Source organism: Paenibacillus bouchesdurhonensis, from assembly GCF_900155685.1.
GTDB lineage: Bacteria > Bacillota > Bacilli > Paenibacillales > Paenibacillaceae > Fontibacillus > Fontibacillus bouchesdurhonensis.
Window position 1 is genome coordinate 1,177,678 of sequence record NZ_LT732548.1, and the last position, 26,428, is coordinate 1,204,105.

Genomic DNA, 26,428 nt, shown 5'->3' on the forward strand with positions numbered 1-26,428 from the left:
ACACTAGCTTGATTGAACTCAAACAGCTCACCAAAACTTATGGCAACAAGAAAAAAGCGACTATCGCTTTGTCCGGGCTGAACCTTACCGTGAACAAGGGAGAAGTATTCGGGGTCATCGGCCATTCCGGCGCCGGCAAAAGTACGCTTATCCGTTGTATCAATTTGCTGGAGCGGCCGACGGAAGGGGAAGTATGGGTAGGCGGCGTGGAGCTGACTAAGCTGAAGCGGCGGGATCTTCAGCTGCAGCGCCGGAAGATCGGCATGATTTTTCAACATTTCAATTTACTGTCCTCCGCCAACGTATATGACAATATCGCTTTTCCTCTATCGCTAATGGGCGTCTCCAAAAAGCAAATAGCGGTAAAAGTGAACGAGCTGCTTGCGCTAGTTGGATTAACTGAACACCAAAAGAAATATCCTGCCCAGCTGTCCGGGGGGCAGAAGCAGAGGGTGGGGATCGCCCGGGCGCTGGCCAGCGACCCTGACGTGCTGTTATGCGACGAAGCGACCTCTGCCCTGGACCCGCAGACGACGGATTCGATTCTGAATCTGCTGCTGGAGATTAACCGTAAGTTTAATCTGACGATCCTGCTGATCACGCACGAGATGCATGTGATCCAGCGAATTTGTGACCGAGTTGCTGTGATTCACCAGGGCGGCATCGTAGAGGAAGGCCCGGTTACTGAAGTGTTTCTGAAGCCAAAGCACGCGGTTACGCGTGAATTCATCAGCCGGGAGCTTGCCGGAGAAGAAGGCTTTAAGCAAGTCACTTCGGTTCCGCTGCCTGCTTGGGCAAGATTGGTCAGAATTACGTTCCTGGGCGCAAAGACGTATGAATCCGTGCTGTCTCAAGTCGTAAGAGAGACAGGAGTTAATTTTGCCATCCTGCAAGGTACGATTTCCACGATTAAAGATGTTCCTTATGGCCAGTTGACGGTTTCATTTGAAGGGGACAATGCTAATGTGGATGAGACGCTGAAGCTGCTGCGGGAGCGCGATCTTGACGTGGAGGTGATCGGGTAATGTTTGGACTCGACTTCTCCAAGATCAATTGGGATGAAATGCGTATCGCTACAGCTGACACGCTTGAGATGATGGGTTATGCGACTATCTTTACATTTTTGATTGGCCTGCCGCTTGGAATTATGCTGTATAGCTTTTCGCGCACAAACCACTGGCTGATCGGATTTCTCTACAGAATATTGTCTATCATCGTTAATATTGTTCGTTCCGTTCCGTTTATTATCTTGATCGTCGTGCTTATTCCATTGACCCGGGCTATCGTCGGGGTATCGATTGGGGTTCAGGGTACGATTCTACCGCTCGTAATCGGAGCTGCTCCGTTCTTTGCGCGTCTCGTCGAGACTTCATTGCGTGAGGTTGATCGCGGTGTAATCGAAGCCTCGCAGGCGATGGGCGCATCTCCGCTGCAAGTTGTTCGCAAGGTGCTGCTGCCTGAAGCGCTGCCTGGCCTTATTGCGGGGATGACAATTACGGCGGTTACGCTCGTCTCCTATACGGCGATGTCAGGCATGGTTGGGGGCGGTGGACTCGGAGACCTGGCGATCAGGTACGGTTATCACCGTTACCAGAAGGAGGTCATGATCGTAGCGGTGGTCTTTATGGTTATTTTCGTGCAGCTGCTGCAAATGATCGGCGACCGATTGGTTATTTATTTTACGCGGAAATAAGGAATTACTATATATAGAGTGCAGCATAAGGTTACCTCTAGCACATCCTTATTCAAAAAAATCATATTCATTAGGAGGGCATACTGTTATGAAAAAATGGACATTATCTTTCTTGACGCTGGCGCTTGTATTGGTACTTGCCGCTTGCGGAAGCAAGCCTGCGAACAACAGCAACGGGGCTGCAGAGGCGCCGCAAAACAATGCAGGCAACGCAGAGCAAGCAGCACCGGCACCGGAGGAGGCTGTTAAACTCGTCGTAGGTGCTACTGTACCGCATGCTGACATCCTGAAGTTTATCGCTCCGCAATTGAAAGAGGAAGGCGTAGAGCTGGAAGTTAAAGAATTTACGGATTATGTTCAACCGAACGTTCAAGTGTTCGAGAACCAACTGGATGCGAACTATTTCCAACACCAGCCTTATCTTGATAATCAAAACGAGGAAAACAAAATGGATCTTGTCTCCGTAGTAGGCGTTCATGTCGAGCCGTTCGGAGCATATTCGAAAAAGTATACTTCCGCAGATGAAATTGCTGACGGCGCGAAGGTAGCTATTCCTAATGACCCTACCAACGGCGGGCGTGCGCTTCTGCTGCTTGAGAAGCAAGGTCTGATCAAGCTGAAAGAAGGCGCAGGTATTGCCGCTACGAAAGCCGATATTGTTGAGAACCCGAAGAACTTTAACATTATAGAGCTTGAGGCTGCTATGCTTCCTCGCCAATTGGAAGAGGTGGACTTTGCTCTGATCAATACGAACTATGCGATCGAAGCGGGCTTGAATCCAATTAATGATTCCTTGTTCATTGAGGACAAAGAATCTCCTTACACGAACCTGCTGGTAGCTCGTCCGGACAACAAGGATTCCGATGCGATTCAAAAGCTGGCTAAAGCTCTTACTTCCGATGAAGTCAAAAATTTCATTGAAGAGACGTACGAGGGAGCATTGGTTCCAGTATTCTAATCGTATTTCATCAGCTTGAGCTCAAGTCCCGTACGCCCATTTGGGTGTGCGGGACTTTTTTTAGGTATAGGAAAGTATAAACCCTAAATTAAACTCACATAGACTCCATATGCTTCGGCACCCAATCTAACAGGATAAATGGATTTTTGGTATTTAGGATTGGAGAACTGGTGTAAACTGTATATCTAAATGGATTGCTAGTCATAAAAATGAGGTTTAAGGCAGAAGGAGGCGAATCAGTCTTTTTTAAATACATGGTCTCCAGTTAATTCCCCGAATATGATTCTGCGCGCTAAAATAAATACAGAGGATCCAACTAAATCGGATTCCCATCTCCTTCATCTCCATCTCCATCCTCATCCTCTCTCTCCTTTGTTCGAAGAAGCTGCTCTTAACACGATAAAGAGTGTAGTTAGAAGCCTTTCTTTTCCGTTATTTAATTATTAAATGTAGTTTGAGTTTGTGAGCTTTATGGTCTGAACCTTGCGGTTTGTGGGAATGCTTCAAATCTTTTATACTTGATATATGTGTATGTAGGATGAGGAGGAGAAGGACATTGAAGGGAAAAGTCGCCCTGATTACCGGAAGCGCCAAAGGACTTGGCAGAAAGACGGCGCTGACGCTTGCGGAACAAGGATGTCATATCGCACTGAACTATGTACATAGCGAAGCCGAGGCATTGGCTCTGCAACAGCAAATCGAGCGGCTAGGCGTATCTTGCATCGCGGTAAAGGCGGATATATCGCAGCGCGAAGAGATCGAGGCCCTGGCGAATGAAGTCGTAGCCAAGCTGGGGACGATCGATATACTTGTCAATAATGCCGGTCCATTCATACGAGAGCGGCGCTTGTTTGCCGATTACAGCCAGGCTGAAATCCTGTCGATGATCGAAGGGAATCTGGTCGGTACAATGCTGCTGGATCATTACGTATTGCAAGGAATGCGGGATAAGGGCTGGGGGCGAATTATTCATTTTGGCTTCGGTCATGCGGCGGAATCCAGAGCTTGGCCGCATCGTGCGGTATATGCTGCAGCGAAGACCGGGCTTGTGTCCTTCACGAAGACGCTTGCGGTGGAGGAAGCACCATACGGAATTACCGTGAACATGGTTTGTCCCGGGGACATTCGGGGAGATAACAAGGAGATGTCGATTGAGGAGGTACGGCGGCTTCCGGATGGGGAAACTCCGCTAGGACGGCCGGGGAGCGGCGAGGATATTTCTAGAGTAATCGCATTTCTATGTCACCAAGATTCCGATTTCATTACGGGCAATATTATGGATATTTCCGGTGGACTTGATCCGATCCGTCCATGGATTAAACCGTCTTAACTGTATCAAGCCTATAAAAAGAAGACTCGGCCAATCCGGCAAAAACCGGAGGAGCCGAGTTTCTTAAAATTATAGAATGATATGATGCCAGCCGAGGCTGGCCATTCTATAATAAAGTTCGGGTTTGTATCTGAAGGAGTTATTTGCGTTAGAATACTTGGACGACCTCTTGTACGCCTTCCACTTCTTCAAACAGCGCGCGCTCGATACCCGCTTTAAGGGTAATGGTGGAGCTTGGGCAGCTGCCGCATGCACCTACCAGCTTCAATTTAACGATGCCATCCTCAACATCGACGAGTTCAACGTCACCACCGTCGCGTTGCAGGAAGGGGCGAAGCTTATCCAGAACTTCCAATACTTCGTCATACAATTTATCTTGTACATGTTCGCTCATTGTTTTCAACTCCTTTCCTTTCTATATTATAGTACAAATAAGCTTAAAATTAAATGGTTCGAAAATGGGGGATGCGCAGATTGAAAGTCATTGTTGAGTTTTGCGCAAATAATGCTCACTTCGGGACAGATGAAGTGATGAAAAAGCTGGAGCAGCATCCGGACTTCGAGGTATATGAGTATGGCTGCCTTACCGGATGCGGCATGTGTTATATGACACCTTACGCGCTGGTTAACGGAGAGACCGTCGAAGCTGAGACTGCCGATGCTTTGTATGATGTAATCATTCGTATTCTAGACCAAATGAAATCGGACAATACGTGACGAATATGAAAACTGATCTTAGCGGCTTCACTATCTATACTAACCGATATGATGCCTGGATAACCAGAGTACTCCGCTCTTTAGAATACGGGGCACGCGGCCGGTTACCTGCGCCTTGCCCATCAAGCCGAATCCGGCTTTCTTGCCTAATGAGCCCAAGGTGCCTTTGAGCTTCAGTCTCTGGAGCTGCGGCACCTCCCCAAGCCATAGCGCGCAGGCAATTTGGGCGATTTGCTGGCCTTGGCCCTCGGCAGCTTGCGCGCTAGGCGCAAAAGGAAGGCTGGCACAGTCGCCGCATACGAACACCTCGGGGTGCTCGGGGATTTGATAATAATCGTTCAGCAGAACCCGTCCCTGGCGATCTTTCCCGACTTCCAAGTTCCTTACGAGAGCAGGGGGTTGAATGCCTGCCGTCCAGATGGTTACATCGGAAGCGATCTCGCCGTCAGCGTGATGGATAACGCCATTCTCCAGCCCAGTCGTAGAGATATTCGATAAGACCTCCACATCATGCTCCTCAAACCACTTCGTTACATAGCCGGACACTTTGGACGGGAAAGCCGACAGCACCCTAACACCGCGGTCGATGATGCTGATGTTGAGATCAGGGCGGCTCTCCCTCAGCTCGGCGGCAATTTCTACGCCGCTAAGCCCGCCGCCGACCACGTTTACCTTGCCATAAGGCTTAATATTATTCAGTTGCAAGTAGGCCTCCCGGACAGCGGCGAAGGATTGAATGCCGAAGGAATGCTCCTCCGCGCCCGGAATGCCATGATAATTATCGGTGCAGCCAAGAGCGATGACCAACTGGTCATATCCCAGCGGATCGCCCACCTCGAAATGGATTGTCCGGCTGCTCAACTCAATGGAGCTAATCTCTCCATACTTAATCTGCAGTCCGGAATAGCTCGGAAAGGGCACGCGTAGTTCATAATCAGATGCAGTGCCCGCAGCTAATGCGTAATACTCGGTCTTCAAGCTCTGGAATGGCATTCGATCCACTAGAATCACTTGAGTGTCGGATGGAATAAATCCTTTGAACAGTTCATGAATAACGGCGGTTCCGCCGTAGCCTCCACCAATAATGACGAATTTTTTCATCTCATCGATGTCCTTTCTACCTGGGTCTTCAGAGCTTTCTCAGCATTATGAAGCCCAGAAGGCTTTATTCGTAGATCTGAATTTCGTTATAGAAGGTGTCCCTTTCTACAGGGATACGCCCAGCGCCTTGAATCAGCCAAATGAGCTCCTTGCGGGTCAAGCCTTCGGGAGTCAGCGCTCCCGCAGCGTGGCTAATTCGTTCTTTAATGATCGTTCCATGTACATCGGATGCTCCAAAAGTTAGGGCAACCTGGGTCAACTGTACGCCGATATTAATGAAATACGCTTTAATATGCTGAATGTTATCCAGCATCAGCCTGCTGATCGCAATCGTCTTAAGATCCTCATATGCCGAATTGCGGCGAGTTATCCCAGCGTTTTTGTTCCGCGGCTGCATCGACAATGGGATAAACACCATGAATCCGTTCGTTTCGTCCTGAAGCCTGCGAATTTGCAGCATGTGGCGAATGCGATCCTCATGGGATTCGATGGCCCCGTACAGCATGGTTGTATGGGTCTTCATGCCAAGCTGATGCGCCGTCCGGTGGACATCGAGATACTGATCCACGTTTGCTTTATCGACTTTCATTTTTTGCCGATATTGATCGGATAGTATTTCTGCTCCGCCTCCCGTCAGGGTTTGCAGTCCGGCCTTTTTCAGTTCCAGCAGCACTTCACGGGTATTGAGCCCGCTGATTCTAGTGAAAAATTCAATTTCAGCTGCCGTGTAAGCTTTGAGCGTTACTTCCGGAAAACGATCTCTCAGAGCCTTAAGCGAGTCTACATAATATTGAAAAGGCACATGATTGTTATGGCCGCCGACGATATGAAATTCACGGATACCCGGATGAATATGCTGCTCTACATAAGCGACCATCTCTTCGCCGGTCAATGTGTAAGAGCCCTCTTCTCCTTGATCCTTGCGGAAATTGCAAAATGCGCAGTAAGATTCGCATACATTCGTAAAATACAAGCTCATATTCTCGATGAAATAGACTTTATGGCCGTTCTTCCTAAGATTGACCTCGTTTGCTAACTGACCAATGGTCAACAAATCATCGCTTTCATATAAATATACCCCGTCCTCCAGCGAAAGCCGCTGTCCTTGTCGGACTTTGGCTACGATGTCCGCCATTTTGCTGTCGATATTCGGGCTAATTGCAATAGACATGTTAAAACCTCCGTTTCCATTAGATGACTCCGACGTGGCTAGCATAAGATTTAGGTTGGGAGAAGAGTCCTGACCGCTATCACTGCCGCAACTGGAGGGCATCCAATTAGACAGTATGTACCACCTTCCCTATTATAAACTTCCAAATGGTAGTGGGCAACAAATTGTAATAAAAATCACATATCTTGAGAGGGGAGGTGATGTGGAGTATACTTTAATAAAGTAAGGATAAGGAGTGTGAAGACAAATGATTAACATTTCAGATAGCGCAATGGCTCGCATTAAGCAGATGCTGGAGCAGGAAGAGACGCCGGATATGTTCCTTCGTCTAGGAGTGAATGAGGGCGGATGCAGCGGGTTTTCATATGGTATGGGCCTGGATGATCAGGAGAGCGAGGAAGACGTGCATATGGAAGTTGACGGCCTTAAAATCGTTGTGGATAAGGAAAGCATCCGTTACTTGAACGGGCTAGAGATCGACTACAAGGAATCCGGCATGAGCGGCGGCTTCACGATCCATAATCCGAATGCGATCGCTTCCTGTGGCTGTGGCCAATCGTTCCGCATGAAGAACGAGGAAGGCCGTCCGGAAGTGTGCGATTGATCAATTAATTTGATGACAACTTAGCGCGAGCGGAAATTATTCCGCTCGTTATTTTTTTGTCTCATAATTCTGCAAGACGCACTGAAGGAATATCCTGGCGTTAGCGATCGGAAGAGGTCAAAATAAACGGATTGAAGAATTAAAACCATCAAGCCGCTATTCCAATTAGGAAAGCGGCTTGATGGTTCAATAACCGGTTTTTTCTTATGTTCTTGCTTCTGCTTAACCCTGCCCCGGTTTGTCCGGGCTTTGAGGTTCGGTAGAGCTTACCGTCACGGTTACCTCTAGATCGGATGAATCTGCGGCGGCAGCGGTATCTTCCTCATACAGCTTGGAGCGCTGCTCAAACCACTGGAAGAGGTGGGTGCTAATGACCTTAAGGACGGCGTAGCCCGGTACGGCAAGGATGATGCCGAGCACGCCGAACAAGTTCCCTGCCGTCAGGATGACGAAGATAATGGTGATCGGATGAATCCGCAGGGTTTTGCCCATGATTTGCGGGGATATGAACTTCCCTTCAATGAGCTGTACGACGGTCCACACGATAATCAGCTTCAACAGCATAAAAGGTGACGTAACGATAGCAATGATCAAGGCTGGCGTAATCGCGATCGCTGGTCCCAAATAAGGAACAATGCTCGTAAAGGCCGCGATGATAGCGAGTACTAGGGAATAATCGAGTCCGATAATCAAGAAGCCGATGTAGAGCAGCAATCCGATGCAGAAGCTGACGATGATTTGCCCACGGATGTAAGAGCTGATTTGTCCGTTAGCCTCAGTCATGACGCGATGAGTCTGCTCGCGCAGCTTCACCGGAACAAATCGGAGGATAAAGTGCGGCAGCTTCTTCCCATCCTTCAGCAGGTAGAACAGAATGAACGGCACCGTAACTACCGTTAGCACGACGTCGACAACTGCGCCTAGAAATCCGCCGATACTGCTAAAGGCATTTTGTAAAATAGAGGATGCACGCTCGGACAGTGTTTGAGCCAAATCAGTCAGATTGAAGCCAGTCGACTGCTGAAATTGATGGTAAAAATCACTGCCGATCAGAGCTTCGAATTGAAGCTGCACTTCGTAGCTGTATTTCGGGAAATTTTGAATCAGTCCTGTCACCTGCTCCTGGACGAGCGGAATGACAGAGATGATGATAATCGTAACAATCCCGATAATGAACAAGTATAGAGCGATAATCGTATAGGCACGCGGTATTTTTTTGCGCTCCAGCCAATTGACTAGCGGATTCAGCAGATAATATATAGCTCCCGTGAGAAGAATGGGAACCAGCACCGTCTTGAGCAGGACGATTAGAGGCTTGAATACGAATGATATTTTAGTCAGAACAAAAATATTCAAACCAATTAGCAGCAGCACGAGCAAGAACAGTACGAAGCGATTGTTAATAAAAAATTTCCTGAACCGGTCATTCCAAATTTGCGAACTACTCATGTAAAACTAGTCCCCTCCTGTCAGCAACCTAGTTGTTTCTATTATTAGTAATACGTATGAACAAAATTTAGTTTCAGCAAAATTCAAAAAAAGATTCATACCTCCACTTCGATAGGGCAAGAGTGGTATGAATCTTTCGGCTTGTGGGCTTGCTGTTTAGAGAAATTGCTTCTGTATCATGAGTACAATCATGGCCGTTGCAATGATCGAAAACAATATAGAGCCGCTTCCCAGCAATTTGCGCGAGTTTTTAATAAATTTAATGCCTATAGCGAAGACGGCGACGGTAATTGCAATAAGTACTAGGGACATGCCGACCATGGCAACCCCGTACAATATTTCAAAAAATGATGCGGTAAAAGAGTGGTCTGTATTCAAAACATGATCCTCCTTTTCTCGTTCCGAGATAACACTATACCAAATTACTATACGTCAAAACGCTGATTTTGCAAAGAAAAACGACTCTTTTAAAACAGGCACCCGCTGTCGGACAATCATACAAGAACAGGAGCCTTGTCCTGAGTATGTATATTCTATAACGCCATATAAACACGAGAAAGGGGAGAATGTCATGGCTGGAAGACAATTAGCAGATAAATGGCTGAAAACAGAAGCGCTTCTAAGAAACCCCAAGGTAGCCGTTCACGTGCCACAGACTCGGAAGTATAGTGCGGAAGCTCTGCAAGGCGTGTTGCATCAGTTTGGAATTGCTGTAATCAAACCCGTTCGCGGTGGAGGCGGTTACGGAGTTATTAAAGTATTCTATGCAGGTGGAAGCTATGGGTTCACCTACATGTCTCGCAGTCGGTCATTTTCAAGCTTTGATGCGATGTTTGGTGCGTTAAATAAAACTAAGGTTGGCCGAAAGTATATTATTCAGCAAGGTATTCACCTAGCTCGAATAGCGGGAAGACCTATCGATTATCGAGTCAAGGTCGCCAAGCAAAACGGACGGTGGGTGTACCGCTCCATGCTGGGCCGCCTAGCACGTCCGGGCTTGTTCGTCACAAATTTATGCAAAGGAGGTACGCAACTCAGTGCAGGAGAGGGACTAAGACGTTCCTTGGGCAGCAGATCGATACGCAAAAAACGTGGTGAAATGCGCTCGCTCACAAGTAAATGCATTGCCATCATGGAGTCGGCTTTTCCTGGCGTTGGGGAGCTGGGCTTTGATTACGGCATTGATACTAGCGGCAAGATATGGATCTTTGAAGTGAATACGCGTCCACAATAATGTTCAATCTCTGTTTATAAGGCCTATATTTAGGCTAAGTATTAATAGAATCGTTCAAAAAAATTTTTAGTCGAAAAATGGGTTGTGCAGCCTGTGAATAACTTTTATCCACATTACCCCAATATATAATTCAACTGTTTTAGACAATTACTCACAAGTTATTCACAGGATTTCCACAGCTGTTTGTGGATAACAAGAACGCTTGTTCCACTTTCGAATTCTTGATATGATCTAAATATAACATTAGGAAAAAAATAGAAAGGATGTGTTATCATTGGCGATGTTAACAGACGAAATGCTGCTCGAATCCTATCATATGGCTACAGAACTGCAACTAGACATGGAGTTCATTGCTCTTCTGTTGGCAGAAATCCATAAGCGTAACCTGGATATGAACAAAGCTGCAGTACATTAAACAACGTAATTTATGGCCGATGGCTGCATTAGGGCGCTGGCCATGCGTTGACATGATAAATATAGGCTTCATGACAGTGCGGACATTGAACGACATGCTCACAGCCCGTCCAATGGAGCGTGGATATCGCCGAGGTATATTGGTCGGCAGAGCCGTAAGGGCTGTAGGGGCCGGCATAGTCCTGCTTTGTTCCGGCATGCTCCAAGGTTGAGCCGCAGTCAGGGCAGGATGCTGTCAACGGGGCTAATCCGTTACATAACGGGCATATATATGTCAAAGGGTATCCCTCCTTTACGGCATTATACATCCGTATTGGTAAGATACCCTCTTTGACAGTTCTTATGAATCTATAGTTTTAAGTTACTGCTATGACCTGGGGATAACTTCGCCTCCGGGTCGACGTAAACCTTCGCATTATTCACAGCCGTTGGCGCTTCTCCGAATCCGACAGCAATCAAATCAAGCTTGCCGGGATATGTCGTAATGTCTCCGGCGGCAAAAATACCGGGAATCGAAGTTTCCATTTTCGAGTCGACGACGATGGAGTTGGACTCGAGTTCAAGTCCCCACTCGGCGATTGGACCAAGAGCGGATACGAATCCGAAGTTAACGACGACATCATCCACTTCGATTTCCTGCGTTTCTTTTGTCTTCGTATGCGCAAGCGTGACACGTTCTATCAATTCGTCTCCGTGCAGCGCAACGATTTCTGACGGCGTAATGACTTGAACGCTGGAATTCATCAAATTCTCTACGCTATGCTCGTGAGCCCGGAATTTATCCCGGCGATGTATAAGCGTAACCTGCTCGGCGATCGGCTCGAGCATCAGTGCCCAGTCTACAGCAGAGTCGCCGCCGCCGCTAATCAGCACCTTGCGTCCGCGGAACTGATTCAAATCGCTAACGAAATAGTGCAGGTTGGTCTTCTCAAAACGAGGAGCTTCTTCAAGCTCCAGACGCCGGGGCTGGAATGCTCCGACTCCAGCTGTAATGATAATGGCTCGCGCGTAATGAACATCTTTATCGGTAGTAACCACGAAGTGGCGCTCTTCCTTCTTCTCAATGCGCAGCACCTTCTCCTCCAGACGAACATCTGGATTGAACAGCTTCAATTGCTCATTCAGGTTGTTAACGAGCTCTTGGCCCGTTACTTTAGGAAAACCAGCAATATCGTAAATATATTTCTCAGGGTAGAGGGCGGCAATTTGTCCCCCCAGCTGAGGCATACTTTCGATCAGTTTGACGGAAGCCTTTCTCATACCGCCATAGAAGGCGGCAAACATGCCTGCCGGACCTCCCCCGATGATTAGCAGGTCGGTAAATTCGCTCCCGGAATTCAAGGATGACACTGGCAAACACCTCCAGATAGTATTCGAAAATTCATATTGTCATTTCTACTTTATTATAAGCGTCCACCCTGCACTTGCAAAGTAAGCGCACTTTGGCAGTTTTTTCACCGTATTTAATGACTAAAAACCCGCTAAAACCGCGTAAAATAAGACTTGATCTTTTGTAAAAAAGTCGATATCATTCAAATTGTGTGCGCACATAAATGTGACGAAATAGGTAACTATTATGAATAGGAACATATTTTTTTTGATAAAACTGTTATAAAGGTTTAGAATTGGTGTGATAAATGTCGCATTGCTCGTCGCACATGATTGCATGGATAACTACCAGAGACTATATTTTTATGTGTTAATTTTCACATTTCCACATTTCAGTTTTTGGTTTTATTTAAAATATAGAGTGTCCATACTGGAAGGAGAACAAACTCATGAGTACCATACCTAAAATTGTTATTCTTGGAGCAGGCTATGGCGGCATCTTGACGGCGCAACGTTTACAGAAAGAATTAAATTATAACGAAGCCGACGTCACATTGGTGAACCGTCATGATTATCATTATTTCACGACGCATCTGCACATGCCTGCAGCGGGAACAGATTCGATCGAGAACACGCGCGTCCCGATCTCCAAGCTGATCGATGAATTCAAAATCGACTTGGTGAAGTCGAATGTTCAGGAAATCCGAATCGCGGATAAGAAGGTCGTGCTTCAAGACGGCACCTTGTCCTATGATTACCTTATTATAGCACTTGGCGGCGAGCCTGAATCGTTTGGCATTCCAGGACTTGGCGAATACGCGATGCCGATCCGCAGCATTAACTCGGTTCGCTTGATCCGTCAACATATCGAATATCAATTCGCACTGTACAAAACAGACGAGAGCCGTACAGATCGCTTGAACTTTGTAGTAGGCGGCGCGGGCTTTAGCGGGATCGAATTCGTTGCCGAGCTTGCCGACCGAGTGCCTGAGTTGTGCAAGGCTTATGATGTAGATCCAAACTTGGTTAACGTATATAACGTAGAGGCTGCTCCTACCGCTTTGCCGGGCTTCGACCCTGAGCTGGTTGAATATGCAATGGATGTGCTTCGCAAGAAGGGCGTCCAATTCAAAATCGGAGTAGCGATTAAAGAATGTACTCCAGACGGAGTTATCCTTGCTACGGGCGAAGAGATCAAAGCCGCAACTGTCGTATGGACAGGCGGTATCCGCGGTAACCGTTTGATTGAAGCTGCCGGATTCGAAACCGCTCGCGGCCGGGTTAAGATCGATGAGTACCTGCGTGCGCCGGAGCATGACAATGTATTTATTATCGGCGACAACTCGCTGATGTTTAACCCAGAGGGCCGTCCATACCCGCCAACGGCTCAAATTGCCATGCAGCAGGGTGTAACTTGCGCTCAGAACGTCGTCGCCGCCATTCGTGGTAAAGAGCTGAAGAAATTCGTGTTCAGCAATAAGGGAACCGTTGCTTCCCTCGGTAAAGGTGAAGCTGTTGCATCCGCATTCGGCAAGACATACAAAGGCTGGGTTGCTGCTCAGTTGAAGAAGATCGTGGACATGCGTTATCTTTTCATTATCGGCGGCATTCCGCTAGTCTTGAAGAAAGGCAGATTCCTGTAAAATGCGCCATTGCAGTGTTCAGGTGCGAGGTCTGCTGACGCGGGATGAGCTTGACAGATACAATGCCTTGATGGAAGTCGGCTCTTATTTGGAGTCGCAGCAAAAGTATGATCTGGCTTATCATGTGCAAAAGGAAGTCGATATTCTCATACTTCCGGCAATCGAAAGATTGAAGGAGAAGGGAAGAGCCCGCGACCGTGCGACGGCGGAATTTCTGGAATCGCTGCGGGACGAAGAGGAATAATATTTATACAAATATAGGGGTGTTCCAGTATGATTCTGGAACACCCCTTTTTATGTGCAACGGGTTTAAGTTATAGCTTCAGCATTTCTTCAAAGAGCTGCTCGTTCAGCAGGTTGCCGACGTAGAAGGAGCCGAACTCGCCAAAGCGGGCGCTCACTTCATCAAAGCGCATTTCATAGACCAGCTTCTTGAATTGCAGAGCATCGTCGGAGAAGAGAGTAACGCCCCATTCCCAATCATCGAATCCCACGGAACCCGTGATGATCTGCTTCACTTTGCCTGCATAGCTGCGGCCGATCAGACCATGGCTGCGCATCATGGCACGGCGATCATCCATGGACAGCATGTACCAGTTATCGCTTAGATCACGCTTTTTATTCATCGGGTAGAAGCAAATGTATTTCGATTTCGGCAAAATCGGCTGGAGTCTAGCCATGACCTCTGGATTCGCTTTAGGATCGCCGTCTCCGGAAGCCAAGTAGTTGCTCAGTTCTACGACGCTGACGTAAGAATAAGACTTGACGGTGTATTTCGCAAAAGTCGTTTTGTTGAAGGCGTTTTCGAGAGCGTTAAGCTCTTCTAGCGTTTCACGCAGATGCATGAATACAAAATCGGCTTTCTGCCCTACGACGGAATATACCGCCGTGCTGCCGTTCTTGGCTTCCTCCACGCTGCTCCATTCCTGTAGAAAAGCATGAAGCTCCTCCAAGGCGACTGCGCGTTCTTCATCGTCGGCCGCTCTCCAGGCTGTCCAGTTCATAGAACGGAAATCGTGCAGGGCATACCAGCCTTCCAGCGTTAATGCTGCTTCATTCATTTATGATCACTCCTATGGTTTCCTAATAATTACAAGAGAGAATACGATGACTTTATTGTATCCTATGGCAGACAAGCGGGCAAATCGATTCACAATCTATTCACGGAAAGTTCGTTGCTTCGCAACATTTTTTCTAGTAAACTTACTACTAGTGCTTAAAGATGTGATCTAGCTTATAGAGCTTGTTGAAGAAGGGTTGGGGGAGCAATGGGTTGGCTAGTCGTATTGATATTGATGGTTCTATTCTTTGTTATGATGTTCGGTATCGGATTTATTCTTAATATGCTGATGAAAACAACATGGTTTCCGGCCTATGTTTTTATTATTGTCATTTTGCCAATTGTCGTATACTCGTTGTGGAACCATGAGCAGAACTTCTGGGCTTATGTCGCCTCATATCGTCTTGTCGACTATTTAACGGCAGTTGCCGGTTTGCTGGGAGCCATCCTTAGCGGATGGACGATCCGCAAGCTTCGCCAGGGCGGGTATAAAATGTTCTAATCGCGCAAGTCGCAAGTTATATGGTTTAAATATTCAGGCAGTATGACAAGCCCCGGGCATCGCCCGGGGCTTATAAATTGTTATTCTGTGATTTGGAGGTTTCATTGCTCTGCTTCAGCTTCCATTTTTGAAATTCCAGGAAGCTCTTGAACTCCTGCTTGCTGATCCCTGAATTCATAGCTTCCTGCACGAGGAGCGACCATTCCGGATCCAATAGATGCTCGGCGGGCCGATCTCCATACAGCAGCATGGGAATCGTTACATTCAAGGCGTTAGCAATCTTCTCGATGAATTGAATGGAAGGATTGCTTTGTATGCTTCGTTCGACATTGCTTAAATAGGACTTAGCGACATCCGCTTTGCTCGCAAGCTCCGATAAAGACAGCCCTTGCTCCAGGCGGAATTTCTGTATGCGCTCTCCAATGTGATCTGCCATAAGAATGACGCCTCACTATCATAGTTGAAGATATAAGGTTAAATACGTTTGATACGGGCTTCAACTTTCTTGAGGACATTATATCAGAATATACAGCATGCGACAAAAGAAGGCGGCGTAAGATTAGGCTAGCGGCAAAAGGCAGACACCTCAATCCATAAGAGCGGATTAAGGTGTCTAGAGCAGGGCGGGATAGATTATTTATTTGGCAGCGCCGGTTCCCTGCCTTGCTTCGAAAGTCCATTTCAGCTGCAGGGCATCTCCCTGGAATTGATTCTGATCCTCGTTGTTGTCTACGAATTCGAATCTGACGATGAGATTATCCGAGGTTCCGGCTTTGAGTCCGCCCCGTTCCTCGAACCACTCCTGCCATTTGTTCTCAACGGCATCCGGCGCGAGGGACTGCAGGTCGTAAAGCGTCGTTTCATAGATAATATCATCCTGTTTATCGAGATTCGTCAGGAAGCTCACTTTGATATGTTTTCCGAAATCATCTGTATTCGCGGCAGCGTCTGTCTTGTTAATGACACTATAGGTCGTGTGCAGGAGCACCTTCTCAATATCCAGCGTGCCGTTGTTGAGCAGCTTGAAGGTGCGAATGCCGTAGTCGCCAGGCTTGATGTTGTCGAGATTAATAATTGTGGTGGGCTCAGCGTTCAGATCGAGTGTCCCTGCAGCAAAGGTTCCCGTCGTTTCAACGGAATCGCTAAAGTACGCGAACGTGCCTCCCCCGATCAAGGCGAGCCCCAATGCGGCTGTCACTACGCCCAGACTTAATGTCTTCTTTATTCCCATAATCAAACTCCTCCTTAAAGATGAATTAATTTATTGCGACCTCATGGCTGGCATAAGGACAACAATCTGGTCGAATAGGCCGACAGATGAACTTGCACTCTAATCCGAGCTCGGATTTGAACCGGAATAAGGATTTTTTTGGCCATTAAGCTGCTGCTCCAGTCTGGTAATAACCTTCCATATGGAGAAGGCTCCATAAAGGAGGAGAAGCAGGCCTGGGACGATGAGGAGGACGATGTTGCCTGTTTTGGTGCCAGCAAAGCTTAAGAAGTACCCGGCATAAGGAATCGTAAATCCGGTATAAGCACCGACAATATTAGCGGAGGGAACGAGGGCGCTGTCAGGGGCATCATTGTTATCTCCTTGTGTGCGGTACAGAACGGTATCCCCCGACTTATTGCTCCTCACATCGATGATACGATGGGTGATTAACCGCTGCTCATCGGCTCGGAAGGTAATGATGTCACCGGCTTTGAATCGGTTCCCTGTTCCAATTTCTACAGGGGAAACAGCAATGATCGATCCGGTATGAATGGTCGGTTCCATTGATCCTGATAATACCGTTTTGAGTTTATATCCATAGAAGCTCGGTTCACCTCCGGTTAGTTTGGACATCAGGATCGAGCCGATCACAGCAAAACAAATGAGAAGGAGCGCGTAATAAAACGTTTGAATTGCCAATTTCCATATTAGCTGCAATAGCCGCATGATAATTACCTCCCGTTTACCGTCATTCATCTTGCATGTGAGATTCTATCTTTAATGTTTCATTCGAATCTGATTCACTGACAGGCTCTTCATGAGCAACACTGCCTGCCTCTGCCCCGGTAGCAGCTTCAATATCGTTTAGACACGACTCAAGAAACAGTAATTCAGAGGAAATAGCCTGTTTGTCAGCTTCTAGCGAGCTTTGCAAGTCACGATAGTATTGAAGCAGTTCCGGACTTGCCGCATCGCTCGTTGCTTCATTGAGCATTCGGTAGCTCGATTCCCTATCACCCAACTGATTAGTGAGCGAATTCGGGACGTTCTGAATAGCTATCCCGGCCTCATATACTTGTCGCAAGTATTCCATCAAACCTGCCAAAGAAGTATAGAAAGAGGGAGATAATAGATTGTCCTGGTTCAAAAGATTCTCGCCCTCGTCCAGCAAGGCGCTTCGCGAGAATTTGACACAGTTGATCGACTTATCTCGGATTTTCTGGATGATGTCGTTGAGGAGGAAGGCGCCTGATTCGAGCTCGTAAGTAATCTTTTGAAATAAATAGCTGTTGGACGCGAGCTGGTCGTTAACGGCTATGAGCGATTCTTGAAGAAAAGTGATTTGAAGGGACGTATTCTCCGCCGTACTTTCATGCTTGATTTGATGAAAGGAGTCGAAGGAATTCTTGTCGGAATCGTGGTAGGTTGCACTGGTTGCAGTTGCATGGGGAGGTATGGATGCTGTGGCTGTATTGGTGGCTAAGAGGGAATTTGCAGGTGATATAGGTGGTGTGTCTGAGGTGGAATTAAAGGATGTAAATGATGCAGTTGGAGTTGTGCTGGCTTTAAAGGCTTGGAATTGATTTTTGTGAGTGTCTGCATCTTTAATATGTTCATTGACCTGGGAGAGCAAGGCTTCGACTTCTTCTGGAAATATCCCGCAGGCTTGAAAAGTTACAGCCGCATCGCTGGAGCTCGTAAAGTCGCCATAAGTGATGCCGATTTGGCTTGGAAGGATGAAGAGAAGTGCGGACAGGAGGAGAAGCGATTCCAGCAGTAGTGTTTGCCGCCGCTTCCTTCGTTTTCGCAGATAGTGAAAGACAAAAGCTTTGAGACTGCGCAAAATGGCCATGGCCCCCTTCTTTCCGAGCGTAAAACCCTTTTGTTCTTTATAAAGAACATCTGGATTATATTAAATATAAAGGTTTATTCAGAAAAGGGAAAGTCGCGAACAGCACGGAAAAACTGTTATAACGAACAAAAATAAACCAGTTTCTTTAGTTACCTTCAATTTTCTTTGAATTAATGGATGTTTTGTTCTTTTTAAGGAGCGGTCATCCATTTGCCTGCGGTCAATAAATCCATTCATCTTTAGGAGGAGATCGATGATGAATAAGTCCTTTCAGGTTATGGCCAGCAAATCCATGACTAGCGCTGAGGCCGCGGAGTGGATCTATCTGCTCGTGCTGGCTAAGGAAGCGGGGGTTCCGATTGAGACGGTGCGTTCCTTTCTCCAGGGAAGGGCGCTGCGCGAGTCGGAGCAGGCTTCCTCCTAAATTTTTTGGCCGGCAGAAGCATTCAGGAAGAAGAGGAAGAAACATGGTCTCTCGTGCTGAGAGAGTATATTTTTTCGCGAAATTTGTAGGGTAATCACGATTCAGGGAGATAGCTTTTGTGATAGAATAGAGAAAGTCTACACGGACGTGAGCTTGGAAGGAGCGAAGAAATCATGCGCATGAACAATATGCTGCACTTTACCGAGAACCACCGTTACTGCGTATACCGCGACTTCGGCCTCAGTGCTGTTGACGGCAGAATGCTTAGTCTAATTTATCAGCCGATGGTCGGCGCATTTGCCATCGGCTTCTATCGCTTGCTCGCTGAGCGGGTCTCCCTTGAGCAAGTCGGGTATTCATCGATCGAGCAGCAGCGGGAGCTGTTTCTTACCTTGGGCCTTGAACCAAGTGAGAAGGGGCGCAAATATTTGATGGAACAGGCATCCAAGCTGGAGGCTGTCGGGCTTCTGCAGACAAGCCGTTTATACATACCGGAAAATGATGACTACATTTACGAGTATGAGCTGCAGGCGCCGTTATCTCCCGCTGATTTTTTCCGGACACAGCATTTGACTTTGCTGCTTCGCGACAAGATCGGCAAGTTTGCTGTTCTGGCTTTGCGGGAGCGCTTATTCTGCGAGGAACCGGCAGAGTGGATCGGATTTACGTACAATAAGGAGAACATTTCGGTACCTTTCTACGACATATTCGAGTTGAATACGCATGCCATAGATTATGAACTGGAGCAGGCAATCGCTGAATCCTCTGTACTCAGACAGCCTGGCGTATTGCAAGGGGCAGAGGAAGAGGCGATCAATTATGCGGATATCATCGTTCGTTTTCCGCGCGAATCTGCGAACCGCTCCTTTGTAGAGGCGCTTCGCTTTGACGTTGAAGGAATGGGGATCGCTAATTATGTAGCTCGCAAATACGAGCTCAGCGTTCAGGATTTATGCCGGCTGCTGGATGAGGATGGGGTGTTTGGCGCAGATGGAAGCTTGCTGCTGGAGAGTCTGCAGCACAAAGCGAATCTTCATTTCAGGCAGGGGAAGCGCCGCAAGGACGAGAGGGAGGTTGCTTACGCGAAGGTCGTAGCGTTGCGATCGTCTGATTCGGGCGTTGATGAAGGGTTGCCGGAAGAGGTTGCTGTGCAAATGGAGTACTACGTGGACGTTCCTCCGCAGTTTCTCAGCAAATGCGACATTCATCAATACAATATGATGCTGCGTAATGAGCCGTACACTCGGCTGCTAAAGACATTTTTCCCGGGTTCGGTGCCCGATAATTTGCTGGATATATTTGAGAAGGTTGATTTGAACTATAAGCTGCCTGGCGAGGTCATCAATGTGCTGATCCATTATTTGATGGAATTGCTGACTTCCGGAGGAGAGCAGCGGATCAACCGCAATTTCGTGGATGCGATTGCTGCCAATATGCTGCTTAAGCGGATTGACTCGTACGAGAAGGCCGTGCAATATATTCGTAATCAGGCGAAGATCAGGAAAGAAAAGAGCAGGACTCCGGGAGCGGCACAACCTGCGGCTGGCAGAAGCCGAAGCTACGGTAGAGCCGCAGCCAAACCGGATATTCCGATTGTACAAAGCTCGGCCAATGAAGGCGAAGTAACGGAAGAGGAATTTGCCGAGCTGCTCAAGATGGCGGAGCAGATGCAGGCGAGCAAAAATAAAGGAAGCATGTAATTTAGGAAGGTGAATGTTAGCTTATGGAATCACTCGGGGAACTGCTGTCACAGATGAAAAGTCCGGGACTTCGCCGACGCTCGGAGGAATTGACGGCGAAGCTGATGAGCGATCCGCTCGTGCTGGAGCTAAGAGCTCGTCATCCAGAGCTAAGCGATAGGCAGCTTACGCTGAATATGGCGAAGCTCTATCAATATGTGCAGACTTCGCGTCACTGTGAGAGCTGTCCAGGACTCGAACGCTGCCCGAATGATTTTCCCGGACACTATACGAAGCTAACGGTCGAATCGCTACATGGGACTGCGACGATCAATGATCGGCAAGTTCCCTGCAACCTGCAGATCCAGAGGGAACGAGAGCTCGCGATCAAGAAACGCATCCATAGCTTTTACGTGGATGAGCGGGCTCTGGAGGAAGGCTATAGCGAAGTGGAAATTATGGGGAAGGATCGGGAGCGAGCCCCGGCGGTCAGCCGGATATTCCAATACATTAACGAGGTGAAGGAGAGCGGTTTATCGCCTCGCGGTCTGTTCTTGGAAGGCCATTTCGGAACGGGCAAGACATTTCTGATGTGCTATCTTTTGCATGAGCTGGCCAAGGCGGGATATTCCGGGGTTATCGTGTATATGCCCGAATTTGTAGAGGATTTGAAATCCATGTTCCAGGACAATCAGAAGCTGAAGGAAACGGTCGAAATCATGAAGCAGGCAGACCTGCTCATCTTCGACGATATCGGCGCTGAGAACCTAAATCCTTGGGTTCGAGACCATGTGATGGGTTCGATTTTGAACTTTCGTATGAATCGGAAGCCGACCTTTTATACATCGAATTATTCGCTTAGCGGACTGGAGAAGCATCTTAGCTTTACGAGCAAAGATGGAGAGGAGATTCATAAAGGCCAGCGCTTGATGGATCGGATCGCTCCGTTCGTAGAGATAGTGCAAGTGCGCGGCGTGAATAAGCGGGGGCAGAAGTAAGGTATGAAGACCAAATAAGAATAGCAGGCTAGGAGCTGAAGCTCCCGGCCTGCTATTCTTATTTTTGACGGAGGGTTCCTTATGTATAAGCCTTCCGAGGATCCCCGTAAGCCGTTATGTGCTGAAAATCATTAACCGGCAAAAAATTTAAAAATGACCATGCCGAAGAAAATGACAGCCATTAGCGTCAGCATGCCGAAAAAACCGTTCATCAGGTCAAACAAATCATTGCGCGGCTCTTCGTTGATATGCTCCCGCGGATCATTTACGTGCGTATTTGCGTCCATGGCGATGGGCCTCCTCGAGAAAATTATATTTATCAATGAAATACGTCATAGACAAAACAGTTTTGGGTTATTCTTAGTATAACCAAACGTTCAACAGTTTGTAAAGAAGAAGCAAGGACTACGATTTTTCATTTGCTATATATTTGTGGTATACTTTGAATGACGCTTTTTTTAGCGCATTGTTCAAATGAATGACACAAATCATGTTCAATGACATGTGTTATACGTGCCCTAACATGAAGGAGGAGATTTATATGGCAATCGTTAACGTATCCGATCAAACTTTCAATAGTGAAGTGGAAAGCAAAGGGACAGTCCTGGTTGATTTTTGGGCTCCTTGGTGCGGCCCTTGTAAAATGATCGCTCCGATCTTGGATGAGCTGGCTGCAGAAGTAGGTGATTCCGTTAAAATCGCCAAACTAAACGTTGACGATAACCCAGAATCAGCTTCCCGCTTTGGCGTGATGAGTATCCCGACACTCATCCTCTTCAAAGACGGACAACCGGTCGATAAAGTCGTCGGTTTGAACTCTAAAGATGCTCTGAAAAGCCTCATCGCTAAGCACCAATAAGAGATTGATGCGTTGATAAGTGCTTTCACACGCCTCCGGAACTTCCGGGGGCGTTTTCTATGTTATTCCGAAGACATTCTATGTTATATCTTAGTTGTAAGACCATGGGAGAGGAGGGGACTAGACATGAATAGATCGGTTAATGAACTGCAGGAGCAGGAGAAGGCGCTGGAGAATATCCGCCATAAGCTGGCTCTTCTGCCGGATTTGCCGGGCTGTTATTTAATGAAGAACAAAGAGGGAACGATCATTTACGTGGGCAAGGCCAAAGTGCTGAAAAATCGCGTGCGTTCTTATTTTACAGGCAGCCATGACGGCAAAACCCAGCGGCTCGTCTCGGAAATCCGCGATTTTGAATATATCGTTACCGCCAGCAATATGGAAGCACTCATTTTGGAATGTAATTTGATCAAGACGCATCATCCGCGGTACAATGTCCTGCTCAAAGATGACAAGACATTCCCTTATCTGAAAATTACGAACGAGCCCCATCCTAGGCTGGAGGTTACGCGGCGTGTGCTCAAGGATAAAGCGAAGTATTTCGGCCCTTATCCTAATGCCTATGCGGCCCAACAGACCAAAAAGCTGCTTGATCGCATGTATCCATTGCGTAAGTGCAACGTCATGCCTAAAGAGGTCTGCTTATACTATCACATGGGTCAGTGCATGGCACCCTGCGTGCAGGAGGTGACTCAGGCGAAATACGATGAAATTACGCAAGAGATTCATTCATTTCTCAGCGGCGGCCATGAAGAAATCAAGAAAGAGCTGCAGCGCAAAATGCAGGAGGCGGCGGAGGAGCTGTATTTCGAACGAGCGAAAGAGCTGCGCGATCAAATCATGAATATCGATGCGCTCATGGAGAAGCAGAAAATTACGATGGCCGACGCCAAAGACCGCGACGTGTTCGGTTATGCGGTGGATAAGGGCTGGATGTGCGTGCAAATCTTGTATATGCGCCAAGGGAAGATGATCGAAAGACATGCGTCGGTCTTTCCATTCTATGGCGAGGCTTATCAGGATTTTCTGTCGTACGTGACCCAGTATTATAGCGATAATCCCGCATTGCCTCAGGAAATTCTACTTCCGGCGGAGCCGTCCGGCAAAACAGCGGAGGCAGGTTTGAATTCTAAGGAAGCGGTGGAAGCGCCGAGGGATGCAATAACGGACGAAGCAACGGATTCAACGCCGGGACTTCAAATGGACGAAGCAACAGACGCGATGACGGATGCAGCTACGGACGCAACCACGGACGCGATTAACGGAGCAGTGGAGCTCCAGCAATGGCTTGGGGTCAAGACGCATGTGCCGCAGCGCGGTCTAAAGCGGCAAATGATCGGGATGGCCGAGGAGAACGCCAGAGTATCTCTGGAGGAGAAGTTCCGGCTTATTGAGCGAGATGAAGAGCGTACCTTGAAAGCGGCCGAGAACCTGGGCCTTGCGATTGGTCTTGAGTCGCTGTCGCGTATTGAAGCTTTTGACAACTCGAACATCCAGGGAACGAATCCGGTATCCGCGATGGTCGTGTTTATTGATGGAAAGCCAGCGAAGAAAGAATATCGTAAGTACAAAGTTCGTACCGTCGAGGGGCCGGATGATTACGAGACGATGCGGGAAGTCATCCGCCGCAGGTACGAGCGGGTTCTGAAGGAAAATCTGCCGCAGCCGGATTTGATCGTCGTGGATGGCGGGAAGGGACAGATCTCAGCAGCGATCGATGTGCTGGAGAATGAGCTCGGCTTGTTCATTCCCGTATGCGGTCTCGTCAAGGATGACAAGCATAAGACTGCCCAGCTTATGGTGGGAGATCCGCCGGAGCCGATACAACTGCCGCGCGACAGCCAGGAGTTCTATCTCTTGCAGCGGATTCAGGATGAGGTGCATCGCTTTGCGATTACATTCCACCGCGAGCAGCGGGGAAAATCGATGATTGCCTCCCGCCTCGACGCGATACCGGGCATCGGGGAGAAGCGGCGCACAATGCTGCTGAAGCATTTCGGTTCGCTCAAAAAAATAAAAGAGGCCTCCGTCGAAGACTTCCGGCCTCTGTCGATCGGCGATAAGCTCGCCGAGCAAATTATAAATGCCCTTCGGGATGAGGAGTCGTAAGCAGCGGCTCCTCTTCTTTTTGTTGTAACGGGGGGATGCTCCTCGTCCGGCCCGGCGGGTTGAATAGATAAATAACGAACGCGACGATCGCCGGCAGCACGATATAGAATATACCAGCAGACCAGTTCAGCGCTCCGCCCATCAGCATGAGACTGAGCGACATTAGGATGCTGTTGAAGATGACATGCGTGAACATGGCGGTAATATAGCCATAGCGCAAGAAAACGAAGCTAAACATTAAGCCGATAATCGCAAGCTCGATCGGGCGGGAATAGACAGGATAAATGGGATATAAGGTATGTCCGAACGCCCAAATAATAGACGATAATAAGCTGGCAATGAATGTGCTGCGGAAAATTTTCTTCAGCATCGGAATGCCGAATAAGCGATAAACCGCTTCCTCGCCAATCCCCGCCACCCAGGCAAGCAGAGGGAAAAGGGCGGGATAGATCATGTTGTATGCCGATTGCGAGGCATCGGTCGTGGACCAGGTGCCGAACACCCGCTCCAGCAGCAAGAAGATGACCGATTGCGTGCCGAGCAGAATCATTGCCCACAAATAGCCGTTTTGCATGGAGGACAAGACATGCCGTCCATACTCCGGTTCTTTGGCGCGCGCCCACAGATTGATTCCTTGCTTTCGCCACAATCCATCTCCCCCGACCAGCGAGAAGTAGATCGAAGCGGCGATGAGCAGCGTGAGAACGCCTTGAATTACGAAGCCCACGATCAGGATGCCGATTCCCATTCCCTCTACTTGCAGCATAGGAAGCATATTTATCGCTCCTACCATCGAAAATATAAAGTAGATGGAGGATAGAGCCAAACCGCGTAAAAAGGAAGAAAATGGACGTGTTTTCACACTGTAGACGATAGCCAATATGCCAAGTACAAAGGTGAACAGGGCGTAGCCTGCCCAGGTGAACCAGTTGGCCAGCTTCTTCTGCCCCTTCACATAGTCCATGTGGACAGACGGAGGCTCGAAATAGGACTGTAGGGAGGAGACATCTCCATTTTCATAACTGAATTGAATAAGTGCATGGGATTGACCCACTTCATATCCGGAAACCTCGAAGGTAAGGCCAAGCTCGTTCCCGGTGCTGTGCAGTTGCAGCTTGGCAGGATCGAAGCCGAATGCTTTCAGGTAAGGCTCAGCCAATCGTTCCTTATCCTCCAGCGTCAAGCTGCCTTCGAGTATCAACAAGCTCTCGATGCTCTCCATGCCTTGCTTCAGAAGCAAATCTTTAGTAGCGTTGCTATTGGCCTGGATACGCTCGAAACCTGCGACATGCCCGCCATACATGTTGACGTCTACTGTTAAGGCGTTAAACATTTCATTAGGGTGCTCGAAGCGAACCCGAAATACCTCTAAAGGAAATTGCTCGCTATAAGTATCTGCATAAGTTTTCATCAGGCTTTCCTTGGATAAATAACCATATATGTCTGATCGAGTTTCATATGTAACCAGGGCATTGTCCAAGTGAACGGGTGTCTCCAGCGTGGAGCTGGAAAATTCGGCAGCTATTTCGGCTGCCTGCTGCTTCGTGATCGTCTTCTTTATTTGCTCTAACGACTCCGGGGCGGTCATCGGCAAAACAACCTGCAGAGCTAGAAACACGAGGAGACCTACAGCGGCCAACACCCGAACGGTATTGCGTTTCGGCATTCGTCCTGTTGACGAAAAGACTGAGAACATTCAAAAACCCCTTTGCAATAATGTAAATGGATATCAAAGTAAAGATACCATAAGCTTCAGGCAATCGCCAGAATGGGACTGGAAAAGGGCAGAGATTACGCAATAACCCTGTAAAAATACAGCATGGCTCAGAGAATGAAGGGTGGTAAGCCATGTTTCAGGCAGTAAAGGTTATTTTCATGGTATTTCGGGTTAATCAAGCTTTGTGGTGAGCGTTAATTAAGCTTATAATCCAATTCATAGAGATGGAATGAAAATGAAATGAAAGTAATGAAAAGATCGCAACAGGAACCATAACCGAAAGGCACTCTCGATTTCCAGTGCTTTTTTCTTTTGTCATAGTGTCCATATTAATAGAGTAAACGATAGTGGGAATGCTGAAGGAAGACGAGG

General features: G+C 47.8%; 30 protein-coding genes. 16 read left to right on the forward strand and 14 right to left on the reverse strand.

All coding sequences use genetic code 11. From position 1 onward, the window contains the following. Positions 1–8: 8 nt before the first annotated feature. From CZ379_RS09855 to CZ379_RS09870, 4 genes are all read left to right on the forward strand, one after another. Positions 9–1,025 carry a methionine ABC transporter ATP-binding protein gene (locus tag CZ379_RS09855; RefSeq protein ID WP_110931470.1) on the forward strand — a complete coding sequence of 339 codons (1,017 nt, stop codon included), beginning with the start codon at positions 9–11 and terminating at the stop codon, positions 1,023–1,025. Continuing rightward, positions 1,025–1,693 (forward strand): methionine ABC transporter permease, encoded by a 669-nt coding sequence (locus tag CZ379_RS09860; protein WP_110931471.1) that lies wholly within the window; start codon positions 1,025–1,027, stop codon positions 1,691–1,693. The genes CZ379_RS09855 and CZ379_RS09860 overlap by 1 nt, the downstream gene beginning before the upstream one ends. 88 nt (positions 1,694–1,781) lie before the next feature. After that, positions 1,782–2,651 carry a MetQ/NlpA family ABC transporter substrate-binding protein gene (locus CZ379_RS09865; RefSeq protein WP_110931472.1) on the forward strand — a complete coding sequence of 290 codons (870 nt, stop codon included), beginning with the start codon at positions 1,782–1,784 and terminating at the stop codon, positions 2,649–2,651. Positions 2,652–3,207: 556 nt separating this feature from the next. Beyond that, on the forward strand, positions 3,208–3,981 hold the full coding sequence (locus CZ379_RS09870) for an SDR family oxidoreductase (protein ID WP_110931473.1): 774 nt from the start codon (positions 3,208–3,210) through the stop codon (positions 3,979–3,981). A gap of 148 nt (positions 3,982–4,129) precedes the next feature. Here CZ379_RS09870 and CZ379_RS09875 read toward each other — a convergent pair whose 3' ends face one another. Beyond that, positions 4,130–4,375 (reverse strand): NifU family protein, encoded by a 246-nt coding sequence (locus CZ379_RS09875; RefSeq protein WP_019635906.1) that lies wholly within the window; start codon positions 4,373–4,375, stop codon positions 4,130–4,132. An 80-nt stretch (positions 4,376–4,455) separates the two neighbouring features. Here CZ379_RS09875 and CZ379_RS09880 point away from each other — a divergent pair, with 80 nt between their 5' ends. After that, the gene (locus tag CZ379_RS09880) at positions 4,456–4,698 is read left to right on the forward strand and encodes a YuzB family protein (RefSeq protein ID WP_110931474.1); all 243 of its coding nucleotides are present in this window, start codon (positions 4,456–4,458) and stop codon (positions 4,696–4,698) included. A gap of 39 nt (positions 4,699–4,737) precedes the next feature. Here the strand turns inward: CZ379_RS09880 and CZ379_RS09885 are convergent, their stop codons facing one another. Both CZ379_RS09885 and mqnE read right to left on the reverse strand, forming a co-directional pair. Beyond that, positions 4,738–5,799, reverse strand: coding sequence for an NAD(P)/FAD-dependent oxidoreductase (locus tag CZ379_RS09885; protein WP_110931475.1), 1,062 nt, complete (start codon positions 5,797–5,799; stop codon positions 4,738–4,740). Between the two features lie 64 nt (positions 5,800–5,863). Beyond that, the gene (mqnE, locus tag CZ379_RS09890) at positions 5,864–6,970 is read right to left on the reverse strand and encodes an aminofutalosine synthase MqnE (RefSeq protein ID WP_110931476.1); all 1,107 of its coding nucleotides are present in this window, start codon (positions 6,968–6,970) and stop codon (positions 5,864–5,866) included. Positions 6,971–7,217: 247 nt separating this feature from the next. Here mqnE and CZ379_RS09895 point away from each other — a divergent pair, with 247 nt between their 5' ends. Continuing rightward, entirely contained in the window at positions 7,218–7,574 is a 357-nt protein-coding gene (locus tag CZ379_RS09895; RefSeq protein WP_110931477.1) for a HesB/IscA family protein, read from the forward strand. 222 nt (positions 7,575–7,796) lie between these two features. Here the strand turns inward: CZ379_RS09895 and CZ379_RS09900 are convergent, their stop codons facing one another. After that, positions 7,797–9,023, reverse strand: a complete 1,227-nt coding sequence (locus CZ379_RS09900; RefSeq protein WP_110931478.1) for an AI-2E family transporter — start codon at positions 9,021–9,023, stop codon at positions 7,797–7,799. Between the two features lie 156 nt (positions 9,024–9,179). Next, on the reverse strand, positions 9,180–9,401 hold the full coding sequence (locus CZ379_RS09905) for a hypothetical protein (protein WP_110931479.1): 222 nt from the start codon (positions 9,399–9,401) through the stop codon (positions 9,180–9,182). A gap of 193 nt (positions 9,402–9,594) precedes the next feature. Here CZ379_RS09905 and CZ379_RS09910 point away from each other — a divergent pair, with 193 nt between their 5' ends. Together CZ379_RS09910 and sda are read left to right on the forward strand one after the other, a co-directional pair. Then, positions 9,595–10,257, forward strand: coding sequence for a YheC/YheD family protein (locus tag CZ379_RS09910; protein ID WP_110931480.1), 663 nt, complete (start codon positions 9,595–9,597; stop codon positions 10,255–10,257). A 274-nt stretch (positions 10,258–10,531) separates the two neighbouring features. Continuing rightward, positions 10,532–10,672 (forward strand): sporulation histidine kinase inhibitor Sda, encoded by a 141-nt coding sequence (gene sda, locus CZ379_RS09915; RefSeq protein ID WP_110931481.1) that lies wholly within the window; start codon positions 10,532–10,534, stop codon positions 10,670–10,672. A 28-nt stretch (positions 10,673–10,700) separates the two neighbouring features. Here sda and CZ379_RS09920 read toward each other — a convergent pair whose 3' ends face one another. Beyond that, positions 10,701–10,949, reverse strand: a complete 249-nt coding sequence (locus CZ379_RS09920; protein WP_110931482.1) for a hypothetical protein — start codon at positions 10,947–10,949, stop codon at positions 10,701–10,703. 70 nt (positions 10,950–11,019) lie between these two features. Further along, entirely contained in the window at positions 11,020–12,021 is a 1,002-nt protein-coding gene (locus tag CZ379_RS09925; RefSeq protein ID WP_110931483.1) for an NAD(P)/FAD-dependent oxidoreductase, read from the reverse strand. A 428-nt stretch (positions 12,022–12,449) separates the two neighbouring features. On the opposite strand from CZ379_RS09925, the gene CZ379_RS09930 reads away from it, so the two are divergent. After that, the gene (locus CZ379_RS09930; protein ID WP_110931484.1) at positions 12,450–13,643 is read left to right on the forward strand and encodes an NAD(P)/FAD-dependent oxidoreductase; all 1,194 of its coding nucleotides are present in this window, start codon (positions 12,450–12,452) and stop codon (positions 13,641–13,643) included. Between the two features lies 1 nt (position 13,644). Then, the gene (locus CZ379_RS09935) at positions 13,645–13,887 is read left to right on the forward strand and encodes a hypothetical protein (RefSeq protein WP_110931485.1); all 243 of its coding nucleotides are present in this window, start codon (positions 13,645–13,647) and stop codon (positions 13,885–13,887) included. 70 nt (positions 13,888–13,957) lie between these two features. Here CZ379_RS09935 and hemQ read toward each other — a convergent pair whose 3' ends face one another. Then, entirely contained in the window at positions 13,958–14,704 is a 747-nt protein-coding gene (gene hemQ / locus CZ379_RS09940; RefSeq protein ID WP_110931486.1) for a hydrogen peroxide-dependent heme synthase, read from the reverse strand. 207 nt (positions 14,705–14,911) lie between these two features. Between hemQ and CZ379_RS09945 the strand changes: the two genes are divergently transcribed. Then, positions 14,912–15,205, forward strand: coding sequence for a YuiB family protein (locus tag CZ379_RS09945; protein WP_110931487.1), 294 nt, complete (start codon positions 14,912–14,914; stop codon positions 15,203–15,205). A 70-nt stretch (positions 15,206–15,275) separates the two neighbouring features. On the opposite strand, the gene CZ379_RS09950 is transcribed toward CZ379_RS09945, so the two are convergent. From CZ379_RS09950 to CZ379_RS09965, 4 genes are all read right to left on the reverse strand, one after another. Continuing rightward, positions 15,276–15,641: a helix-turn-helix domain-containing protein gene (locus tag CZ379_RS09950; RefSeq protein WP_110931488.1), complete on the reverse strand. Its 366-nt coding sequence runs from the start codon at positions 15,639–15,641 to the stop codon at positions 15,276–15,278. A gap of 201 nt (positions 15,642–15,842) precedes the next feature. Further along, positions 15,843–16,436: a TasA family protein gene (locus tag CZ379_RS09955; protein ID WP_110931489.1), complete on the reverse strand. Its 594-nt coding sequence runs from the start codon at positions 16,434–16,436 to the stop codon at positions 15,843–15,845. A gap of 99 nt (positions 16,437–16,535) precedes the next feature. Further along, complete coding sequence (sipW, locus tag CZ379_RS09960) at positions 16,536–17,144, reverse strand: signal peptidase I SipW (protein WP_110931490.1); 609 nt, start codon at positions 17,142–17,144, stop codon at positions 16,536–16,538. 22 nt (positions 17,145–17,166) lie between these two features. Further along, positions 17,167–18,270, reverse strand: a complete 1,104-nt coding sequence (locus CZ379_RS09965; protein ID WP_110931491.1) for a hypothetical protein — start codon at positions 18,268–18,270, stop codon at positions 17,167–17,169. A gap of 256 nt (positions 18,271–18,526) precedes the next feature. Here CZ379_RS09965 and CZ379_RS26115 point away from each other — a divergent pair, with 256 nt between their 5' ends. The 3 genes from CZ379_RS26115 (at position 18,527) to dnaI (ending at position 21,371) form a co-directional block, all read left to right on the forward strand. Further along, positions 18,527–18,694, forward strand: a complete 168-nt coding sequence (locus CZ379_RS26115) for a hypothetical protein (RefSeq protein WP_199925853.1) — start codon at positions 18,527–18,529, stop codon at positions 18,692–18,694. Positions 18,695–18,867: 173 nt separating this feature from the next. Beyond that, on the forward strand, positions 18,868–20,394 hold the full coding sequence (locus CZ379_RS09970) for a replication initiation and membrane attachment family protein (protein ID WP_110931492.1): 1,527 nt from the start codon (positions 18,868–18,870) through the stop codon (positions 20,392–20,394). A gap of 23 nt (positions 20,395–20,417) precedes the next feature. Continuing rightward, positions 20,418–21,371, forward strand: coding sequence for a primosomal protein DnaI (dnaI, locus tag CZ379_RS09975; RefSeq protein WP_110931493.1), 954 nt, complete (start codon positions 20,418–20,420; stop codon positions 21,369–21,371). 131 nt (positions 21,372–21,502) lie between these two features. Here dnaI and CZ379_RS09980 read toward each other — a convergent pair whose 3' ends face one another. Next, complete coding sequence (locus tag CZ379_RS09980) at positions 21,503–21,658, reverse strand: YqzM family protein (RefSeq protein ID WP_110931494.1); 156 nt, start codon at positions 21,656–21,658, stop codon at positions 21,503–21,505. A 254-nt stretch (positions 21,659–21,912) separates the two neighbouring features. On the opposite strand from CZ379_RS09980, the gene trxA reads away from it, so the two are divergent. Both trxA and uvrC read left to right on the forward strand, forming a co-directional pair. Next, the gene (trxA, locus tag CZ379_RS09985; RefSeq protein WP_110931495.1) at positions 21,913–22,230 is read left to right on the forward strand and encodes a thioredoxin; all 318 of its coding nucleotides are present in this window, start codon (positions 21,913–21,915) and stop codon (positions 22,228–22,230) included. Between the two features lie 126 nt (positions 22,231–22,356). Next, the gene (gene uvrC / locus CZ379_RS09990; protein WP_110931496.1) at positions 22,357–24,339 is read left to right on the forward strand and encodes an excinuclease ABC subunit UvrC; all 1,983 of its coding nucleotides are present in this window, start codon (positions 22,357–22,359) and stop codon (positions 24,337–24,339) included. On the opposite strand, the gene CZ379_RS09995 is transcribed toward uvrC, so the two are convergent. Beyond that, on the reverse strand, positions 24,308–26,035 hold the full coding sequence (locus CZ379_RS09995; protein WP_110931497.1) for a CPBP family intramembrane glutamic endopeptidase: 1,728 nt from the start codon (positions 26,033–26,035) through the stop codon (positions 24,308–24,310). The genes uvrC and CZ379_RS09995 overlap by 32 nt on opposite strands. Positions 26,036–26,428: the final 393 nt, after the last annotated feature.

Coding starts and splice junctions, on each gene's coding strand:
- CZ379_RS09900 (WP_110931478.1), bottom strand. CDS start 9,023: ATGAGTAGTTCGCAAATTTGGAATGACCGGTTCAGGAAATTTTTTATT.
- dnaI (WP_110931493.1), top strand. CDS start 20,418: ATGGAATCACTCGGGGAACTGCTGTCACAGATGAAAAGTCCGGGACTT.
- hemQ (WP_110931486.1), bottom strand. CDS start 14,704: ATGAATGAAGCAGCATTAACGCTGGAAGGCTGGTATGCCCTGCACGAT.
- CZ379_RS09895 (WP_110931477.1), top strand. CDS start 7,218: ATGATTAACATTTCAGATAGCGCAATGGCTCGCATTAAGCAGATGCTG.
- CZ379_RS09950 (WP_110931488.1), bottom strand. CDS start 15,641: ATGGCAGATCACATTGGAGAGCGCATACAGAAATTCCGCCTGGAGCAA.
- CZ379_RS09980 (WP_110931494.1), bottom strand. CDS start 21,658: ATGGACGCAAATACGCACGTAAATGATCCGCGGGAGCATATCAACGAA.
- CZ379_RS09875 (WP_019635906.1), bottom strand. CDS start 4,375: ATGAGCGAACATGTACAAGATAAATTGTATGACGAAGTATTGGAAGTT.
- CZ379_RS09930 (WP_110931484.1), top strand. CDS start 12,450: ATGAGTACCATACCTAAAATTGTTATTCTTGGAGCAGGCTATGGCGGC.
- CZ379_RS09945 (WP_110931487.1), top strand. CDS start 14,912: ATGGGTTGGCTAGTCGTATTGATATTGATGGTTCTATTCTTTGTTATG.
- uvrC (WP_110931496.1), top strand. CDS start 22,357: ATGAATAGATCGGTTAATGAACTGCAGGAGCAGGAGAAGGCGCTGGAG.
- CZ379_RS09970 (WP_110931492.1), top strand. CDS start 18,868: ATGCGCATGAACAATATGCTGCACTTTACCGAGAACCACCGTTACTGC.
- CZ379_RS09860 (WP_110931471.1), top strand. CDS start 1,025: ATGTTTGGACTCGACTTCTCCAAGATCAATTGGGATGAAATGCGTATC.
- CZ379_RS09935 (WP_110931485.1), top strand. CDS start 13,645: ATGCGCCATTGCAGTGTTCAGGTGCGAGGTCTGCTGACGCGGGATGAG.
- CZ379_RS09955 (WP_110931489.1), bottom strand. CDS start 16,436: ATGGGAATAAAGAAGACATTAAGTCTGGGCGTAGTGACAGCCGCATTG.
- CZ379_RS26115 (WP_199925853.1), top strand. CDS start 18,527: ATGAATAAGTCCTTTCAGGTTATGGCCAGCAAATCCATGACTAGCGCT.
- CZ379_RS09965 (WP_110931491.1), bottom strand. CDS start 18,270: ATGGCCATTTTGCGCAGTCTCAAAGCTTTTGTCTTTCACTATCTGCGA.
- CZ379_RS09995 (WP_110931497.1), bottom strand. CDS start 26,035: ATGTTCTCAGTCTTTTCGTCAACAGGACGAATGCCGAAACGCAATACC.
- sipW (WP_110931490.1), bottom strand. CDS start 17,144: ATGCGGCTATTGCAGCTAATATGGAAATTGGCAATTCAAACGTTTTAT.
- mqnE (WP_110931476.1), bottom strand. CDS start 6,970: ATGTCTATTGCAATTAGCCCGAATATCGACAGCAAAATGGCGGACATC.
- trxA (WP_110931495.1), top strand. CDS start 21,913: ATGGCAATCGTTAACGTATCCGATCAAACTTTCAATAGTGAAGTGGAA.
- CZ379_RS09865 (WP_110931472.1), top strand. CDS start 1,782: ATGAAAAAATGGACATTATCTTTCTTGACGCTGGCGCTTGTATTGGTA.
- CZ379_RS09910 (WP_110931480.1), top strand. CDS start 9,595: ATGGCTGGAAGACAATTAGCAGATAAATGGCTGAAAACAGAAGCGCTT.
- CZ379_RS09885 (WP_110931475.1), bottom strand. CDS start 5,799: ATGAAAAAATTCGTCATTATTGGTGGAGGCTACGGCGGAACCGCCGTT.